Source organism: Limimaricola cinnabarinus, from assembly GCF_047631075.1.
Lineage (GTDB): Bacteria > Pseudomonadota > Alphaproteobacteria > Rhodobacterales > Rhodobacteraceae > Limimaricola > Limimaricola cinnabarinus.
The window spans coordinates 140,808-156,869 of the sequence record NZ_JBLHYX010000005.1; the positions used below are offsets into that span (position 1 = coordinate 140,808).

The 16,062-nt window shown below is 68.7% G+C and carries 15 protein-coding genes; 10 read left to right on the top strand and 5 right to left on the bottom strand.

Annotation, left to right across the window (positions count from 1 at the left end):
• Positions 1 to 81: 81 nt before the first annotated feature.
• The 5 genes from ACJASC_RS06140 to ACJASC_RS06160 all read left to right on the top strand — a co-directional run bounded on the left by ACJASC_RS06140 (position 82) and on the right by ACJASC_RS06160 (position 5,347).
• Complete coding sequence (locus tag ACJASC_RS06140) at positions 82 to 645, top strand: tetratricopeptide repeat protein (protein WP_415144422.1); 564 nt, start codon at positions 82 to 84, stop codon at positions 643 to 645.
• Positions 646 to 682: 37 nt separating this feature from the next.
• Positions 683 to 3,820, top strand: a complete 3,138-nt coding sequence (locus tag ACJASC_RS06145; RefSeq protein ID WP_415144424.1) for a helicase-related protein — start codon at positions 683 to 685, stop codon at positions 3,818 to 3,820.
• Positions 3,817 to 4,188 (top strand): RNA-binding S4 domain-containing protein, encoded by a 372-nt coding sequence (locus ACJASC_RS06150; RefSeq protein WP_415144426.1) that lies wholly within the window; start codon positions 3,817 to 3,819, stop codon positions 4,186 to 4,188. The genes ACJASC_RS06145 and ACJASC_RS06150 overlap by 4 nt, the downstream gene beginning before the upstream one ends.
• Positions 4,189 to 4,263: 75 nt before the next feature.
• A complete protein-coding gene (fdxA, locus tag ACJASC_RS06155) occupies positions 4,264 to 4,599 on the top strand; it encodes a ferredoxin FdxA (RefSeq protein ID WP_021692115.1) in 336 nt (111 codons plus the stop codon).
• A gap of 235 nt (positions 4,600 to 4,834) precedes the next feature.
• Positions 4,835 to 5,347, top strand: a complete 513-nt coding sequence (locus ACJASC_RS06160) for a CarD family transcriptional regulator (RefSeq protein WP_021692114.1) — start codon at positions 4,835 to 4,837, stop codon at positions 5,345 to 5,347.
• Between the two features lie 190 nt (positions 5,348 to 5,537).
• Here the strand turns inward: ACJASC_RS06160 and purD are convergent, their stop codons facing one another.
• The gene (purD, locus tag ACJASC_RS06165) at positions 5,538 to 6,812 is read right to left on the bottom strand and encodes a phosphoribosylamine--glycine ligase (protein ID WP_415144429.1); all 1,275 of its coding nucleotides are present in this window, start codon (positions 6,810 to 6,812) and stop codon (positions 5,538 to 5,540) included.
• 112 nt (positions 6,813 to 6,924) lie between these two features.
• On the opposite strand from purD, the gene xseA reads away from it, so the two are divergent.
• On the top strand, positions 6,925 to 8,469 hold the full coding sequence (gene xseA / locus ACJASC_RS06170; protein ID WP_415144431.1) for an exodeoxyribonuclease VII large subunit: 1,545 nt from the start codon (positions 6,925 to 6,927) through the stop codon (positions 8,467 to 8,469).
• On the opposite strand, the gene ACJASC_RS06175 is transcribed toward xseA, so the two are convergent.
• A complete protein-coding gene (locus tag ACJASC_RS06175) occupies positions 8,466 to 8,888 on the bottom strand; it encodes a hypothetical protein (protein WP_415144433.1) in 423 nt (140 codons plus the stop codon). The two genes, xseA and ACJASC_RS06175, sit on opposite strands and share 4 nt — an antisense overlap.
• Before the next feature lie 11 nt (positions 8,889 to 8,899).
• Positions 8,900 to 10,000: an alkane 1-monooxygenase gene (locus ACJASC_RS06180; RefSeq protein ID WP_415144435.1), complete on the bottom strand. Its 1,101-nt coding sequence runs from the start codon at positions 9,998 to 10,000 to the stop codon at positions 8,900 to 8,902.
• 60 nt (positions 10,001 to 10,060) lie between these two features.
• Here ACJASC_RS06180 and ftsY point away from each other — a divergent pair, with 60 nt between their 5' ends.
• The gene (gene ftsY / locus ACJASC_RS06185; RefSeq protein WP_415144437.1) at positions 10,061 to 11,338 is read left to right on the top strand and encodes a signal recognition particle-docking protein FtsY; all 1,278 of its coding nucleotides are present in this window, start codon (positions 10,061 to 10,063) and stop codon (positions 11,336 to 11,338) included.
• Here ftsY and ACJASC_RS06190 read toward each other — a convergent pair.
• Positions 11,335 to 11,820 carry an MgtC/SapB family protein gene (locus ACJASC_RS06190; RefSeq protein ID WP_021692109.1) on the bottom strand — a complete coding sequence of 162 codons (486 nt, stop codon included), beginning with the start codon at positions 11,818 to 11,820 and terminating at the stop codon, positions 11,335 to 11,337. The genes ftsY and ACJASC_RS06190 overlap by 4 nt on opposite strands.
• A gap of 156 nt (positions 11,821 to 11,976) precedes the next feature.
• Between ACJASC_RS06190 and ACJASC_RS06195 the strand changes: the two genes are divergently transcribed.
• Positions 11,977 to 12,576 carry an inner membrane-spanning protein YciB gene (locus tag ACJASC_RS06195; protein ID WP_415144439.1) on the top strand — a complete coding sequence of 200 codons (600 nt, stop codon included), beginning with the start codon at positions 11,977 to 11,979 and terminating at the stop codon, positions 12,574 to 12,576.
• A 69-nt stretch (positions 12,577 to 12,645) separates the two neighbouring features.
• On the opposite strand, the gene ACJASC_RS06200 is transcribed toward ACJASC_RS06195, so the two are convergent.
• A complete protein-coding gene (locus tag ACJASC_RS06200; protein ID WP_415144441.1) occupies positions 12,646 to 13,347 on the bottom strand; it encodes a glutathione S-transferase N-terminal domain-containing protein in 702 nt (233 codons plus the stop codon).
• A gap of 233 nt (positions 13,348 to 13,580) precedes the next feature.
• Between ACJASC_RS06200 and metZ the strand changes: the two genes are divergently transcribed.
• Positions 13,581 to 14,756: an O-succinylhomoserine sulfhydrylase gene (gene metZ, locus ACJASC_RS06205; protein WP_415144443.1), complete on the top strand. Its 1,176-nt coding sequence runs from the start codon at positions 13,581 to 13,583 to the stop codon at positions 14,754 to 14,756.
• A gap of 96 nt (positions 14,757 to 14,852) precedes the next feature.
• Complete coding sequence (gene folE2 / locus ACJASC_RS06210) at positions 14,853 to 15,971, top strand: GTP cyclohydrolase FolE2 (RefSeq protein ID WP_021692105.1); 1,119 nt, start codon at positions 14,853 to 14,855, stop codon at positions 15,969 to 15,971.
• Positions 15,972 to 16,062 lie beyond the last annotated feature (91 nt).

Below are 16,062 nucleotides of genomic sequence, written 5' to 3' on the forward strand. Positions count from 1 at the left end.
CGACCGGGATGGCCGCCGATCTGGTCCTTGTGATGGGGCAACCTCTGGTCTCGGCGCAGGCGCGCCCCTACACTATGGACTATGGGTGCAAGAATTCTTCCCTTCAAACCTGTCCTCGCGGCACTGGCCTTCGGCCTGTCCTTCGTGACCTTCGGGCATGCGCAGGCCGATCCGGAGGTCGAGCGCCTGTTCGATGAGCTTCAGGGCGCCAGTCCCGAGCAAACGCCCGAATTGGCGGCCGGGATCCGCGAGGCCTGGTCGCGCAGCGGCTCCGCCGCGATCGACCTGCTGGTGGAGCGGGGCCGCACCGCGCTGGGCGAGGGCGACATGCAGGCCGCGATCGAGCATCTGACCGCCGCCATCGACCACGCCCCCGATCTGGCCGAGGCGCATGTGCTGCGCGCCAATGCCTATTACGTCGCCGGTCTCACCGGCCCCGCGATCGAGGATCTGCGCGCGGCGCTGGAGCGCGAGCCGCGTCATTTCGGGGCGCTGCAGGGCTTTGCCGCGCTGCTTGAGGAAATGGGCCGCCCCGAGGCCGCGCGCGAGGTCTGGGGGCGGGTGCTCGCCCTGACGCCGCATGACAGCGAGGCCCTCGCCGCCGCGCAGCGCCTCGACATCATGCTTGGCGGCCGCACGCTCTGAACTTACACGCCCCAAGGGCGATACAGGACCTCCCCCCATGACCCCCTCGCGCATCGGTGCCGTGCTCGGCCCCACAAATACCGGCAAGACGCATTACGCGATCGAGAGGATGCTAGCCTATCGCTCAGGCATCATCGGCCTGCCGCTGCGGCTTCTGGCGCGGGAGGTCTATGACCGAATCGTCAAGGCCCGCGGCCCTTCGGTGGTGGCGCTGGTGACGGGCGAGGAGCGGATCGTGCCGCCGCGCGCCGCCTATTGGGTCTGCACCGTCGAGGCGATGCCCGAGATGGACGCCGATTTTCTCGCCGTGGACGAGATCCAGCTTTGCGCCGATCCCGAGCGCGGCCATGTCTTCACTGACCGGCTCTTGCGCGCGCGCGGTCGTTACGAGACGCTGTTTCTCGGCTCCGAGACGATGGGTCCGGCGATCCGCTCGCTGGTGCCCGAGGCCGAAACGATCCGCCGCGACCGGCTCTCGACGCTGAGCTATTCGGGCTCGAAGAAGCTCAGCCGCATGCCCGAACGTTCGGCCATCGTCGGCTTCTCGGTCGACAGCGTTTATGCCATCGCCGAACTGATCCGCCGCCAGAAGGGCGGGGCTGCGGTGGTGATGGGCGCGCTCTCGCCCCGGACCCGCAACGCGCAGGTCGAGATGTACCAGAACGGCGATGTCGACTACCTCGTCGCCACCGACGCCATCGGCATGGGGCTCAACCTCGACATCGGCCATGTGGCCTTTTCTTCACTGGTGAAGTTCGACGGCCACAAGATGCGCCATCTCGCTCCCGACGAGCTGGCACAGATCGCGGGCCGGGCGGGCCGGCACCGCACCAATGGCAGTTTCGGCGTCACCGGCGAGGCCCAGCCGCTCGATGACGAGGTGATCGAGGCGATCGAGAACCACCAGTTCCGGCCCGTCACCCGGCTGTTCTGGCGCAACTCCGAGCTGCAGTTCGGCTCACTCAAGCGGTTGATCCAGACGCTGGAGCAACGCACCAACAACCCGTGGCTCGGCCGGGTACGCGAAAGCGACGATCTCGCCGCGCTCAAATCGCTCGCCGCCGATCCGGTGATCGCCGCGCGGGCGCATGACGGCTCTTCGGTGCGGCTCTTGTGGGATGTCTGCCGTCTGCCCGATTTTCGCGGCATCGGCCGGGGCGAGCATGCCGACATGGTCGGGCAGATCTTCGCGCATCTTCAGGATCGCGGCCGCATCCCCGACGACTGGTTCGCCAAGCGCATCGAGCGCATCGACCGCACCGACGGGGATATCGATGCGTTGTCGAAACGATTGGCCTATATCCGCACATGGACCTACGTCGCGCAGCGCAAGGGCTGGGTCGGGGACGAAAGCCATTGGCGCGACGTGACGCGCGGAGTAGAAGATCGCCTGTCGGATGCGCTGCACGGCGCGCTGACGCAAAGATTCGTGGATCGGCGGACCAGCGTTCTGGCCCGGCGACTCAAGCAGAAGGAGGTCATGGTGGCCGAAGTGACAGACAACGGCGACGTGACGGTCGAGGGCGAGTACGTCGGGCGGCTCGAAGGTTTCCGCTTCCGCGCCGACAAGGCCGGAAGCCCGGACGAGGCGAAGACGCTGCGGCAGGCGGCGGACAAGGCGCTCGCGCCGCAGTTCCACCTGCGCGCGGACCGCTTCTACAACGCGCCCGATACCGAGATCGACGTGACCGAGCAGGGCGGCCTGATGTGGGGCTCCTCTGCGGTGGGCAAGCTCGTCTCCGGCGCCGATCCGTTCAAGCCGCAGGTCGCGGCCTATGTGGACGAGGAGGCCGGTCCCGAGATCACCGACAAGGTGAAGCGCCGCTTGCAGCATTTCATCGACCGCAAGGTCGCCGCCACGCAGGAGCCGCTGCTGGCGCTGGGCAATGACGAGACGCTGACCGGGCAGGCCAAGGGCTTTGCCTACCGGATGGTCGAGAATTTCGGCGTCATCCCGCGCGGCGACATCGCCGACGAGGTGCGCGCGCTCGATCAGGAAGCACGCGGCGCGTTGCGCAAGCATGGCATCCGTTTCGGCCAGTTTACCGTCTTCATGCCGGCGCTGCTGAAGCCCGCGCCGACGCGCATCCGCCTCGTGCTCTGGGCGCTGTCGAAGAACCTGCAGGAGTTTCCCGAGACGCCGCCGCCGGGCCTCGTCACTGTGCCCGCGACGCGCGGCGCGGCGCCGGGCTACTACGCGATGGCGGGCTACCGCGCCGCGGGTGAGCGCGCGATCCGCATCGACATGCTGGAGCGTCTGGCCGACATGCTGCGCGACCGCGACAGCAAGGGCGGCTTCGAAGCGGTGCCCGACATGCTGTCGATCACCGGTCTCACGCTCGAGCAGTTCGCCGAGCTGATGTCGGGTCTGGGCTACAAGGCCGAGAAGGGCGAGCGGCCCAAGGCCAAGCCCGCCAAGGCCGCTGCGCCCGAAGAGGTGCCGGGCGAGACCCCTGACGCCACGCCGCCCGCGCCCGAGGGTCCCGACGTGCCCGGCAACACGCCGCCCGAAACTCCGGCCCAGCCCGATGCGCCCGGCATCACGCCCCCCGACGCGCCCGAGCAGCCGGATCTTCCCGACGAGACGCCGGAGATGCCCGAGCGGCCCGACAACGCGCCGGCGAGCCCGACGGACGTGCCGGGCACCGAGCCCGACAGCGCGCCCGCCGAGGTACCGGGCGGCACGCCCGATCGCGGCCCCCCGCCCGCACCCGACGAAATGCCCGACAGTGATCCGCCCGTGGGCATCCCTGCCGGCACCCCGACCGAGATCCCGCCCGGCACCATCGCCGTGGGCGAGACCGCGCCCGAGGTCGCGCATGATGTGACCGCGACCGCCGAGCCCGCCGAGACGGAAACCTTCTACACCTTTACTTGGGCCGGGCGCGGGCAGCGCCGGGGCGGTGAGGGTCAGAAGGGCCGCCGGCAGGGCGGTCAGGGCCAAAGGCCCGAAGGCAACCGGGGCGACGCCCCGCGCGGCGCCAAGGGCAAGCCCGGCGGCAAGCCCAACGGAAAAGGCGAAGGCCGTGGCGAAGGTCGGGGCGACAAGCGCCGTGGCCCCAAGCCCGAGCGAGACGAGCGCCCGCGCAACTTCTCATCGCAGCCGTCGCGCGAGAAGAAGATCGATCCCGACAACCCCTTCGCCGCCGCGCTCGCGGGCTTCAAGCGCGATTGAGAAAGGGCGACACGACCCCCGCAGAGGCGCCGCGCCAGACGCTGCGCCTCGACAAATGGCTCTGGCAGGCCCGGTTCTTCAAGACCCGTGGTCTCGCCGCGGCGTTGGTGGCCAAGGGCCGGGTGCGCGTCAACGGCCAGCCCGCCGCGCGCGCCTCGCGCGGGGTGGGGCCGGGGGATGTGCTGACCTTTCCGCAGGCGGGGCTGATCAGGGTCGTGCGGGTTCTCGCCTTGGGCGAACGGCGCGGCCCGGCCTCCGAGGCGCGCGGTTTCTACGACGATCTTGATCCGCCTGCCGCGCCGGCCGATGATGGGCAGCCCGATCGCGGGGCCGATCATCGACCCGATGGGGGACCCGGTGAGAGGTAGGCGACGGGCCGGGGGTGCTTGAATGACCCTGCGGACTGCTCTAGCTAGGCCGCAACAAGCATCGAGGGCCCGCCAATGACCTATGTCGTCAAGGACAACTGCATCGCCTGCAAGTATACGGATTGCGTCGAGGTCTGCCCCGTCGACTGCTTCTACGAGGGCGAGAACATGCTCGTCATCCATCCCGACGAATGCATCGACTGCGGCGTCTGCGAACCCGAATGCCCGGCCGACGCGATCCGCCCCGACACCGAACCGGATGTCGAGAAATGGGTCGAGTTCAACCGCAAGTATTCCGAGATCTGGCCGGTCATCGTGACCAAGAAGGATCCGCTGCCGAGCGCGGAAGAGATGGACGGCAAGGAGGGCAAGATGGAAATGTTCTCCGAGGCCCCCGGCGAAGGCGGCTGATTCGCCCCACGCGGCCGGATGACGACGCGACCCTGACCAAAACGTCTTGTCCTCAAGGCGTTTCGCCGCAATGCGCGCGGGACGCTTCCTTGGGGGGCATTTTTGTGATATATTGATCTGGTAATGCTGCTGCAAACCTAGATCCCATCTGGCCGTCCGCGCCCCCGACGAACCCTTCGGTTTGCCGGGCCTTTCGCGCGCCGCTCACCTGCTGGGATCGTTCAGGAAGGACGTCATGAGCAAGAAGAAGAACGAATTCCGCCCCGATGATTTCGTCGTCTATCCGGCGCATGGCGTCGGCAAGATCGTCTCGATCGAGGAGCAGGAAGTGGCGGGCATGTCGCTCGAGCTTTTCGTGATCTCGTTCGAGAAGGACAAGATGACCTTGCGCGTGCCGACGCACAAGGCGACCGAGGCCGGCCTGCGGTCGCTGTCTTCGCCCGACGTCGTGGCCCACGCCATGAAGACCCTCAAGGGCAAGGCCAAGGTCAAGAAGGCCATGTGGTCGCGCCGCGCCCAGGAATACGAGCAGAAGATCAACTCGGGCGATCTCATCGCCATCGCCGAGGTGGTCCGCGACCTGCACCGCGCCGACGACCAGCGCGAACAATCCTATTCCGAGCGTCAGCTCTACGAGGCCGCGCTCGAGCGGCTGATCCGCGAGATCGCTGCCGTTTCCGGTGGTGATGAAGCCGCCGCCGCCCGCGAGATCGACGGCGTGCTGGTGAGCCGCGCCGCCGCCGCCTGATCGAGACGCCAAAGCGACGAGAAGGGCCGCGCCGATGGTGCGGCCCTTTTGCGTGGCGCCAGGCCGATGCGCCGGATCTCGAGTATTTTCAGAGCGAAGTTGCCAAGGGCACCGCGTAGAGACGACGCGGTGCCCTGGTGGCTTTGTCGTTCGAATGCGTACGGCGCGGACTGGCCGGTTTCCGGCGGGGTCAGATCGTCCCGGGCAGTGCCCGCCAGCCGATATCGCCGCGGCAGAATCCTTCGGGCCAATCGATCGCCTCGACCATGGCATAGGCCGCCTCGCGCGCCTGCGCGAGCGTCTCGCCCCGCGCGGTGACATTGAGCACCCGCCCGCCGGCAGCGACGATGCCGCCCTCCTTCGCCGCCGTGCCCGCGTGGAACACCATGGCCGAAGAGCTTTCCTCAAGCGCGTCGAGACCCTGGATGCGCGAGCCTTTCTCGTAGCTGTTCGGATAGCCTTTGGCCGCCATCACGACGGTCAGCGCGTGATCCTCGGCCCATTGCGCCTCGACGCCGTCCAGTCGGCCCTCGGCGCAGGCCTGGATCAGGTCGAGCGCCTGCCCCCCGAGCCGCATCATCAGCACCTGGCATTCGGGATCGCCGAAGCGGACGTTGTATTCCACGAGCCGCGGCTGGCCGTGCCGGATCATCAGCCCGGCATAGAGCACGCCGGAATAGGGCGTGCCGCGGAGGGCCATCTCGTGCATCGTCGGGCGGATGATCTCGTCGAGCGCCTTGCGCGCGACCGTCTCATCGAGGATCGGCGCGGGCGAATAGGCGCCCATTCCGCCGGTGTTGGGGCCGGTGTCGCCGTCGCCTACGCGCTTGTGGTCCTGCGCGGTGCCGATCGGCAGCACCGTCTCGCCGTCCACCAGCACGAAGAAGCTCGCCTCCTCGCCCTCCATGAACTCCTCGATCACCACCTCCGAGCCGGCCGCGCCGAACTCGCCGCCGAACATGTGCTCGAGCGCCGCGACCGCTTCGTCGCGCTCCATCGCCACGACCACGCCCTTGCCAGCGGCAAGGCCGTCGGCCTTGATCACGATCGGCATCGATCGCGTTTCAAGATAGGCGCGCGCGGCGTCGAGATCGGTGAAATGCGCATAGCCGGCGGTCGGGGCCTTGGCTGCGTCGCAGATCGCCTTGGTGAAGCTCTTGGAGCTTTCGAGCCGCGCCGCCTCGGCCGAGGGGCCGAACACCCGCAGCCCCGCCGTCCGGCAGGCATCGGCCACGCCGAGCGCCAGCGGCGCCTCGGGGCCGATGATGATCAGATCCACCGCGTTCTCGGCGGCAAAGCCCGCCACCGCGTCGCCGTCGAGGATGTCGAGGTCGGCGCATTCGGCGATCTGCGCGATCCCGGCATTGCCCGGCGCCACGATCAGCCGGTCGCATTTCGGGTTCTGCAGCACCGCCCAGGCGATGGAGTGTTCGCGCCCGCCGGACCCGAGGATGAGGATGTTCATGGTCGCGTCTCCCGCCAAAGCCTGCCGTCGGGGCGCTTCTATGCGCGCCGGGGCCGGGGGGCAATCACCGCCGCCCGTTGAACCGCCCCGCGCGCTGGTGCACACAGTGCGCATGGACCTCTTCGAAGATGACGGCCCCGAGGCGGGCGACAACGCGCGTGAGTTCACCGTGTCCGAAATCTCGGGTGCGGTGAAGAAGACCATCGAAGGCGAATTCGGCCATGTCCGGGTGCGCGGCGAGGTGGGCCGCGTCACCGTCGCGCGCACCGGCCACATGTATTTCGACCTCAAGGACGACCGCTCGGTCCTGGCCAGCGTCAGCTGGAAGGGACAGGTCTCCAAGCTGTCGCATCGCCCCGAGGAGGGGATGGAGGTCATCGCCACCGGGCGCATGACCACCTTCGGATCGCAGTCGCGCTACCAGCTCAATGTCGAGGAGGTGGTGCCCGCAGGCGCGGGCGCGCTGATGGCGATGCTGGAGAAGCGGCGGCAGGCGCTTGCTGCCGAGGGGCTGTTCGACGAGGGGCGCAAGCGGCCCATCCCGTATCTGCCGGAGGTGATCGGCGTCGTGACCTCACCCACGGGCGCGGTGATCCGCGACATCCTGCACCGGCTGCGCGACCGCTTTCCGCGCGAGGTGCTGGTCTGGCCCGTCGCCGTGCAGGGCAAATCCTCCGCCGCCGAGGTGGCCGCCGCGATCCGCGGCTTCAACGCGATGAGCGCGGGCGGCGCGCTGCCGCGTCCCGACCTGCTGATCGTCGCGCGCGGTGGCGGCTCGATCGAGGATCTGTGGGGCTTCAACGAGGAGATCGTCGTGCGCGCCGCCGCCGAGAGCGCGATCCCGCTGATCTCGGCGGTGGGCCACGAGACCGACACCACGCTGATCGACCATGCGAGCGACCGGCGCGCGCCCACGCCCACCGCTGCCGCCGAGATGGCGGTGCCGGTCCGGGCCGAGCTTCGGGCCACGCTGGCGCAGTTCGGCGCGCGGCTGGAGCAATGCTCGCGCGCGGGTCTCGACAGGCGGGGCGAGCGGCTGCGCGACCTGTCGCGCGCCCTGCCGCGTGCCGAAGCGTTGCTGATGGGGCCCGCGCAGCGGCTCGACGCGCTCGATACCCGGCTGCCGGGCGCGCTGCGCGCCGCCATTGCGCGCAAGCGGATCGAGCTGTCGAACCATCCGCTGCGCCCCGGCCTCGTCACCCGCGCCGTCGAACGTGGGCGCGACCGTTTGAACGCCGCCTCGGCGCGGTTGCCGGGGGCGCATCGCGCGGGGCTGGCGCAAAAGCGGCTCTTGCTTCAGGGGCTGCGCCTCGGGCCGTCGGCGCTACGGCGCGCGGTCGAACAGGAGCGTCGGACGCTTGGCCAGATCGCGGCACGGCTGCGCCCCGATCTGGTGCAGCGACCCCTCGACAAGAGGCGCGACCGCCTCGTGGCGCTGGCGCGCCTCCTCGATACGCTGAGCTACAAGTCGACGCTGGCGCGCGGCTATGCCGTGGTGCGCGGCGACGGCGCGGTGGTCACCGACGTCGCGGCGGCCCAAGCGGCCGCGACGCTGGAGATCGAGTTCCGCGACGGGCGCATGCAGGTCGGGCAGGGAGGCAAGCCCAAGCGCGCCGCCAAGCCCGCGCCGCCGCCTGAACAGGGGACCCTTCTTTAGACGCCGACCTCGGGCTGGCACGACAGCGGCGCCGTGCTCTCGTCGGTCTGGTAGAGCTGCGGCGTCGCGGGGTCGTTGATGAACTCGGCGCTGAGCCGCCCGCCCTCGTCGTAAAAGCGCCAGCATTCCGGGCCGGTGCCGTCCTCATAGGCAAAGCAGATCGCGCCCGCGTTGGGATACCACGTCCCGTTGAGGCAGCGCCCGTCGAGGAACGACCACGTCACCTGCCGGTCGCGGCCGTAACGCTCTTTGCCATAGGGTTGGCCTTGGCTCTCATAGGTCAGGGTGCGGCCTTCGACCCGGTTCTGGAATTCCTCGGCCCCGAGCGGTGTGCGCTCCTGCGCGGCCAAGGGCGCGGCCAAGGTCAGTGAGAGCAGAAGGGTGAGGGCCAATGGCGCGCTGAGAAGGGAATGGGTCATGCCCCACACTCTCACTCCGCCGCCTCCGCCGCCAGCCCCTTCCGCTCCGCTGCGCGCCATTTCGCCACGCGCGGGTCCATCACCCGTCGCCATGCGCGGGGCCACAGCGCGAGGCAGGCCATCACCGGCAGGCTGCGCGGCAGCATCGGTGCCGCCTGCGGCAGATCGAGCGCGGGGTAGGGCCGGGAGGGGCGTGCGTGGTGGTCCGAATGGCGCGGCGCGTTCAGCATCATCCACGAGGAGACCGGATGCGGGCTGTTCCAGCTGTGCCGCGCGTCCACCGGTTCGGGGCGACCATCGCCGCGCCGCGCCCGCTCCAGACCGTAGTGCTGCACGTAGTCCGACAGCAGCAGCTGCATCTGCGCGAATCCGGCGAGAGCCAGATGCGCGGCGACCCCGCCCCATTCGGCCAGCAGCAGCGAGGCCCCGAACGCCAGCACCGCGCCACCCGCATAGACCCGGTAAGGGTGCGTCCCGCGCGCGCCCGCGCGCCGTCGCGCCGTCTCGGCGCGCCACCCCTCGCGGAACCCGCCGCGCCAAGCGCGCGGCGCATAGCGCCAGAACCCTTCGCCGCGCCGCGCGGTGGCCGGGTCGTCGCGGGTCGCCACCCGGACATGATGCACCAGCGGATGCGCCGAGGCGTGATGCCCGAACAACAACGAGACATAGACCGCGACCCCGAGCCTGCGCGCCCCTCGCGCGGAGCGGTGGATCAACTCATGCGCGTTGGCGTTGCTCACCTGACCGAGCCAGAGCCCGGCGGCGGCGAAGACCGCGGCCTTTTCCAATGCTCCGAGCCAGCCGCCCGCCAGCGCCCAGACAGCCCCCGCCAGCACCGCGAAATGCGCCCACCCGATCGCCGTCGAGAGCGCGCCCGAAACCGGGAACTCCGCCCCCGGGCGCGGCGGCGCGAGCCGCGCGCCGATCTCGTCGAGCGTGGCCGCCAGAAGAGTCAGCGCCAGCGGCGCGACCAGCGCCCAGATCCCGCCCCATACCATCGCCGCCGCGATCAGCGGCAGCGGCAGCAGCGTGGCGGTGGCGAAGGCGAACGGCATGACGACCTCGAAGGCGGTGGGCAGGGCATCCTTGCGCGGACGCCCCTCCCTTTCCAAGACCCCTCGCAAGGGTTAGGTGAAGGAGGTAACATCAAAGACAGCAGGACCGGGCGGCGCATGTCCTTTTTCGGAAAACTCAAAGACCGACTCTTCACCTCGTCGTCCAAGCTCGACCGCGGGCTCGAGGAGATCGTCGAGGAGGGGGCCGACAGCGCCGCGCCGCAGGAGACCGCCGCGCCCGAACCGACTGCCGAGCCGATCCCCGAACCAAATCCTGCGCCCTCCGCTCCGGAGCCGCAGCCCGCCCCCGAATCCAAACCGGAACCCGAGCGGCACCCCGAGCCCAGCGCCCCCGCGGGCCCGCGTCCCGTCATGCCCGACGCCGTGCCGCCCGTCTCGCCGCCGGTGACCCCCGGCATGCCCGCCGCACCGGTGACGCCCACCGCGCCACCGGTGCGCGAGGAGCGCGATCCCGAACCGGCACCCGAACCCGCCGCGCAGAAGCCCGGCCTGATCGGCCGCCTGTTCGGCAGAGGCGGCGATACGGCACCGCGCCGCGAGCTTGACGACGCCATGCTCGAGCGGCTCGAAGAGCTGTTGATCCAGTCCGACATGGGCGTCGAGACGGCGCTGCGCGTCACTGCCAACATCGCCGAGGGGCGTATGGGCCGCAAACTCTCGGTACCCGAGATCAAGGACCTGCTCGCAGGCGAGATTTCCCGCATCATGGAGCCGGTCGCCCGGCCCATGCCGATCTATGCCAAGACGCCGCAGGTGGTGCTGGTCGTCGGCGTCAACGGCTCGGGCAAGACCACCACCATCGGCAAGCTCGCCTCCCAGTTCCGCGAGGCCGGCAAATCGGTGGTGATCGCCGCGGGCGACACCTTCCGCGCGGCGGCCGTCGAACAGCTGCAGATCTGGGGCGACCGCGCCGGCGTGCCGGTGATGACCGCACCGCAGGGCACCGACCCCGCGAGCCTCGCCTATGACGCCATGACGAAGGCGCAGGCCGATGGCGCGGATCTGCTGCTCATCGACACCGCCGGACGGTTGCAGAACCGGCAGGATCTCATGGAGGAGCTGTCGAAGATCGTCCGGGTGATCCGCAAGAAGGACCCGGATGCGCCGCACAACACGCTTCTCGTGCTCGATGCCACCACGGGGCAGAACGCGCTGAGCCAGGTCGAGATCTTCCGCAACATCGCCGACGTGTCGGGCCTCGTGATGACCAAGCTCGACGGCACCGCGCGCGGCGGCGTGCTGGTGGCGCTGGCGGACCGCTTCGGCCTGCCGATCCATGCCATCGGCGTGGGCGAACAGATCGACGATCTCGCGCCCTTCGACCCCGAGGAGTTCGCCCGCGCGCTGACGGGCGCGGAAGGAGAGCTGGCCTAGTCGTGCCAGCCGAGCAGACGCTCGACCTCGCGCAGCAGCATCAACACCACGACCACCATCACGCTGGCCATTGCGGCAAGCGGGATCTGTCCCGCGCCGCAGCCCAGACCCACGGCCCCCGCGAGCCAGAGAGACGCGCCAGTGGTGATGTTGCGCACCTCACCCTTGGAGGTAAAGATGATGCCCGCCGCGAGGAAGGCCACGCCCGAGGTCACCGCCTCGATCAGGCGCAAGGGATCGATCCGCTTGTCGTCGGTGCCGCCGAAATCGAGCTGCGTGACCTCTTGTCCCAGCATCACGAAAAGCGCTGCGGCGAGCCCCACGAGGATATGGGTACGCAGTCCCGCGGGCTTGCCTCGCCATTCGCGCTCGATCCCGATGATCCCGGTCAGCACGATCGCCGCCATGAGCCGCATCGCCGCGACCCACGGGCCGGTGGAGCGAAACCCGGTGGCGAGATCGGCTTGCAGCGCTTCGAGCATGGATCAGGGTCTCCCTTGGTCGTTTGCGTGACAACGGCGCATCACCGCGCCGTGTTCCAGGCCCGGTGCCAAGCCGCCGGGGACTGGTCCAAAGGGGGTGTAACGCGTATGTCAGGCCCGACAGCGGGCGCGGTGCGCCCATAGGGGAGACCGGAAATGGCGCAACGCAACATCAGCCCTTGGCTCAAGCAGGCTTTGGAACTGGGACCGACGCTGGCCTTCTTCCTAGTCTATCTCAGGATCAAGGACGACAGCTTCGTGATCGCGGGAACGGAATATTCGGGTTTCATCCTCGCCACGCTGATCTTCATCCCGATCCTGCTCGCCGCCATGGGTGCGCTCTGGGTGCTCACCGGGGCGCTGAGCCGGATGCAGGTCTTCACCGCCTTCATGGTGATCTTCTTCGGCGGCCTCACCGCCTGGTTCAACGACGAGCGGTTCTTCATGATGAAGACCACCATCGTCTATGGCCTCTTCGCCGCGATCCTCGCGATCGGGCTCTTGCTGCGGAAGAGCTGGCTCGAATGGGTGATGGGCGAGGCGCTGCCGATGCGCCACGAGGGCTGGCTGCTGCTCACCCGCCGCCTCGCGATGATGTTTGCGGCCCTCGCCGTGGCCAACGAGATCATCTGGCGCACCCAGTCCGAGGAGCTTTGGGTCAAGCTCGAGACCTTCGCCTTTCCGGCGGCGCTCTTCGTGTTCCTGTGGCTGCAGATCGCGGCCTTGCAGCGCTACATGATCGAGCCCGAGAAATAGCCCCTCGGATTTCGAGTCTCTGAGGCACAAGGTAGCCCCGCGCATGCGCGGGGCCGCCGGGGTCGTTTCCTAACGCTGGCCAAACATGTGCCTTTGCTGGTCGCGGTCCGCCGTGCCCTGCCTCTTGTCGAGATGCAGCGCCACGCCGCGCGCGGTGGCCGGGCGGGTCTCCAGCGTGTCGAGCCACCTTGTCATATGCGGGAAATCCTCGATCTTCTGCTCTTGACGCGCCCAGAGCCGGGCCCATGGAAATGCCGCCATGTCGGCGATGGTATAGTCGTCGCCTGCCACGAACTCGGCGCGGGCGAGCTGCCGGTCGAGCACGCCGTAAAGCCGCGCGACCTCGCCCCTGTAGCGGTCCTTGGTATAGGCGATGTCCTGCGGCGGGGTCAGGTTCGGCGCGTAGTGCAGGAAATGATGCGCCTGTCCGGCCATCGGCCCGAGCCCGCCCATCTGCCACATCAGCCATTGGTCCACCGCGATGCGCGCCCTTTCGGTCGCGCCGCAGAAACGGCCGGTCTTGCGCGCGAGATATTGCAGGATCGCCCCGCTTTCGAAGATCGAGACCGGCGCGCCGTCGGGGCCGTCAGGATCGGTGATCGCGGGCATCCGGCCGTTGGGCGACAGCGCAAGGAATTCGGGGCGGCGCTGATCGCCCGCGCCGATGTCCACCAGATGCACCGCGTAGGGCAGGCCCATCTCCTCGAGCGCGATCGAGACCTTCCAGCCGTTCGGAGTGGGCCAGTAATGCAGATCGATGGGGGCGGGCATGGCGAGGATCCTCCTGCGGTGATCCGGCGAGACTGGCATGTCACGCGGCGGATGCAAGCGGGCAGGGCAGGCGGGACCGGTCGGGGGCGGAGCGGGACGTGCCGGTGCCACGCTTGACCGGGATCGGGCCGGCAGCTATCGCGACGTCAGACAGCGGCGTCCGGACCGGGGCGCGGCCTCTGTGCCGCGACCGACCGTGCCGCCCCGGAACAACTCGGCCTGGAGGCCATGACATGACCGAATATCGCAAACGCACCCGCGCGGTTCACGCCGGCACCCGCCGCAGCCAGTATGGCGAGGTGAGCGAGGCGATCTTCATGACGCAGGGCTTCGTCTATGACAGTGCCGAGGCCGCCGAGCAGCGTTTCGTCAAGATTGAGGGCGACGAGTTCATCTATGCCCGCTACGGCAACCCAACGGTCAAGATGTTCGAGGACCGGCTGGCCTCGCTCGAAGGGGCCGACGCCGCCTTCGCCTGCGCCTCCGGCATGGCCGCCGTCAACGGCGCTCTGACCTCCATGCTCAAGGCGGGCGACCACGTCGTGTCGAGCCGGGCGCTATTCGGCTCGTGCCTCTACATCCTAGAGGAGATCCTGCCGCGCTACGGCGTCGAGGTGAGCTTCGTCGACGGCAAGAACCTCGACGAGTGGCGCGCCGCGATCCGCCCCGACACGGCGGCGGTGTTCTTCGAGAGCGTCTCGAACCCGGCGCTCGAGGTGGTCGACATCGCCGCGGTGTCCGAGCTGGCCCACGCCGTCGGCGCCAAGGTGGTCTGCGACAACGTTTTCGCCACGCCGGTCTATTCGGAGGCGATCGCCCAGGGCGCCGATGTCGTCGTCTATTCTGCCACCAAGCATATCGACGGCCAGGGCCGGGCGCTGGGCGGTGTGATCCTCGGCACCGAGGAGCACATCCGCGGCGTGGTCGAGCCCTACATGAAGCACACCGGCGGCTCGCTTTCGCCCTTCAGCGCATGGCTCATGCTCAAGGGGCTGGAGACCATCGAGCTTCGTGTGCGCGCGCAGGCCGAAAGCGCCGGGCGCGTGGCTCAGGCCCTGTCGAAGGAAAGCAAACTGGCCCAGGTGATCTACCCCGGTCTGCCCACCCATCCGCAGCACGACCTCGTCCAGCGGCAGATGGGCGCCGGCGGCACTGTCGTCGTTTTCGACGCAGGTTCGCGAGAAGCTGCATTCAAGCTTCTGAATTCTCTCGACATCGTGATCATTTCGAACAACCTTGGGGATGCCAAGTCAATCGCGACCCATCCGGCATCGACCACGCATCAAAGGTTGCCGGAGTCACAAAAAGCGGCACTTGGAATCACACCGGGCCTGATCCGGTTGTCTGTCGGGCTCGAGGATGCCGAGGATCTGATCGAGGATCTGAGACACGCCATCGCGGCCATCTGAGTTCGGAAAACCGGACCGGGCAGATCGCGGCAGGCCTGAACATCACTCGCAGACCTCCTATATGGTGGGGGTCGACCCGACCGGAGGATATCCCTCGTGACGCAAGCCACCCGCGATCTGCATCGCTCCAATGATTCTCACCCTGTTCCGAACCGCGACGACGCGGCTGCGGCGCTGCGCCTGCTGCGCAGCTGGGCCACGCTCGCCACGCCCGAAGAGGTCGCCACGCTCGACCCGCTGATCGGTCGGCTGGTGCCGGGGCAGGAGCTGTCGAACTACCCGGCGCTGGCGCGCGCCTACCCGGAGGATTTCGTCGTCGACGACGCCTACCGCGCGATGCTGCCCGACCTGCAGAACGGTCCTTCCAGCCTGATCCGCGGCGCCGCGCGCGCGATCCAGCATGTCGGCATCTCGAACTTCCGCCTGCCGATCAAGTTCCACACCCGCGACGGCGACGACATCGCGCTCGAGGCCAGTGTGACCGGCACGGTCAGCCTCGAGGCCGAGAAGAAGGGCATCAACATGTCGCGCATCATGCGGTCCTTCTACCGCCATGCCGACAAGACCTTCTCCTTCGACGTGATCGAGGCGGCGCTCGCCGACTACATCGCCGATCTCAAGAGCTTCGACGCGCGCATCCAGATGCGCGTGCGGTTTCCGATGCTGCGCCCTTCGCTGCGCTCGGGGCTCTCGGGCTATCAATATTACGACCTCACGCTCGAATTGGTGGAACAGGCCGGTGTGGCCAAGAAGATCATCCATCTCGATTATGTCTATTCCTCGACCTGTCCGTGTTCTCTCGAACTTTCCGAGCATGCGCGCCAGTTTCGCGGCCAGCTCGCCACGCCGCATTCGCAGCGGTCCGTCGCGCGGCTCTCGGTCGTGGCCGAGCCCGGCCCGGTGCTGTGGTTCGAGGATCTGGTCGAGATGGCCCGCGCCGCCGTGCCGACCGAGACGCAGGTGATGGTCAAGCGCGAGGACGAGCAGGCCTTCGCCGAGCTCAACGCCGCCAACCCGATCTTCGTCGAGGACGCGGCCCGGCTCTTTGCCGAGCAGCTCATGGCCGATCCGCGCATCGGCGATTTTCGCGTGATGGCCAGCCACCAGGAAAGCCTGCACAGCCACGACGCGGTGAGCCTGCTGACCGAAGGGACGACCTTCGCCAACGAAAGCCTCGATCCGCAGCTCTTCGCGAGCCTGCTTCACGCCGGCTGAAGCCGCGCGCCTGCCGCCGCCGCGGCAGGCGCGCCACGTTCCGCAGCGTGCCCGCGCCCTTCGCTTGACAGGGCAAGGGGGCTGGGACAAC

What these genes read in the sequence shown, in the direction of transcription:
- ACJASC_RS06140 (WP_415144422.1), top strand. Translation starts at nt 82, where the DNA reads ATGGGTGCAAGAATTCTTCCCTTCAAACCTGTCCTCGCGGCACTGGCC.
- ACJASC_RS06145 (WP_415144424.1), top strand. Translation starts at nt 683, where the DNA reads ATGACCCCCTCGCGCATCGGTGCCGTGCTCGGCCCCACAAATACCGGC.
- fdxA (WP_021692115.1), top strand. Translation starts at nt 4,264, where the DNA reads ATGACCTATGTCGTCAAGGACAACTGCATCGCCTGCAAGTATACGGAT.
- ACJASC_RS06160 (WP_021692114.1), top strand. Translation starts at nt 4,835, where the DNA reads ATGAGCAAGAAGAAGAACGAATTCCGCCCCGATGATTTCGTCGTCTAT.
- purD (WP_415144429.1), bottom strand. Translation starts at nt 6,812, where the DNA reads ATGAACATCCTCATCCTCGGGTCCGGCGGGCGCGAACACTCCATCGCC.
- xseA (WP_415144431.1), top strand. Translation starts at nt 6,925, where the DNA reads ATGGACCTCTTCGAAGATGACGGCCCCGAGGCGGGCGACAACGCGCGT.
- ACJASC_RS06175 (WP_415144433.1), bottom strand. Translation starts at nt 8,888, where the DNA reads ATGACCCATTCCCTTCTCAGCGCGCCATTGGCCCTCACCCTTCTGCTC.
- ftsY (WP_415144437.1), top strand. Translation starts at nt 10,061, where the DNA reads ATGTCCTTTTTCGGAAAACTCAAAGACCGACTCTTCACCTCGTCGTCC.
- ACJASC_RS06190 (WP_021692109.1), bottom strand. Translation starts at nt 11,820, where the DNA reads ATGCTCGAAGCGCTGCAAGCCGATCTCGCCACCGGGTTTCGCTCCACC.
- ACJASC_RS06195 (WP_415144439.1), top strand. Translation starts at nt 11,977, where the DNA reads ATGGCGCAACGCAACATCAGCCCTTGGCTCAAGCAGGCTTTGGAACTG.
- ACJASC_RS06200 (WP_415144441.1), bottom strand. Translation starts at nt 13,347, where the DNA reads ATGCCCGCCCCCATCGATCTGCATTACTGGCCCACTCCGAACGGCTGG.
- metZ (WP_415144443.1), top strand. Translation starts at nt 13,581, where the DNA reads ATGACCGAATATCGCAAACGCACCCGCGCGGTTCACGCCGGCACCCGC.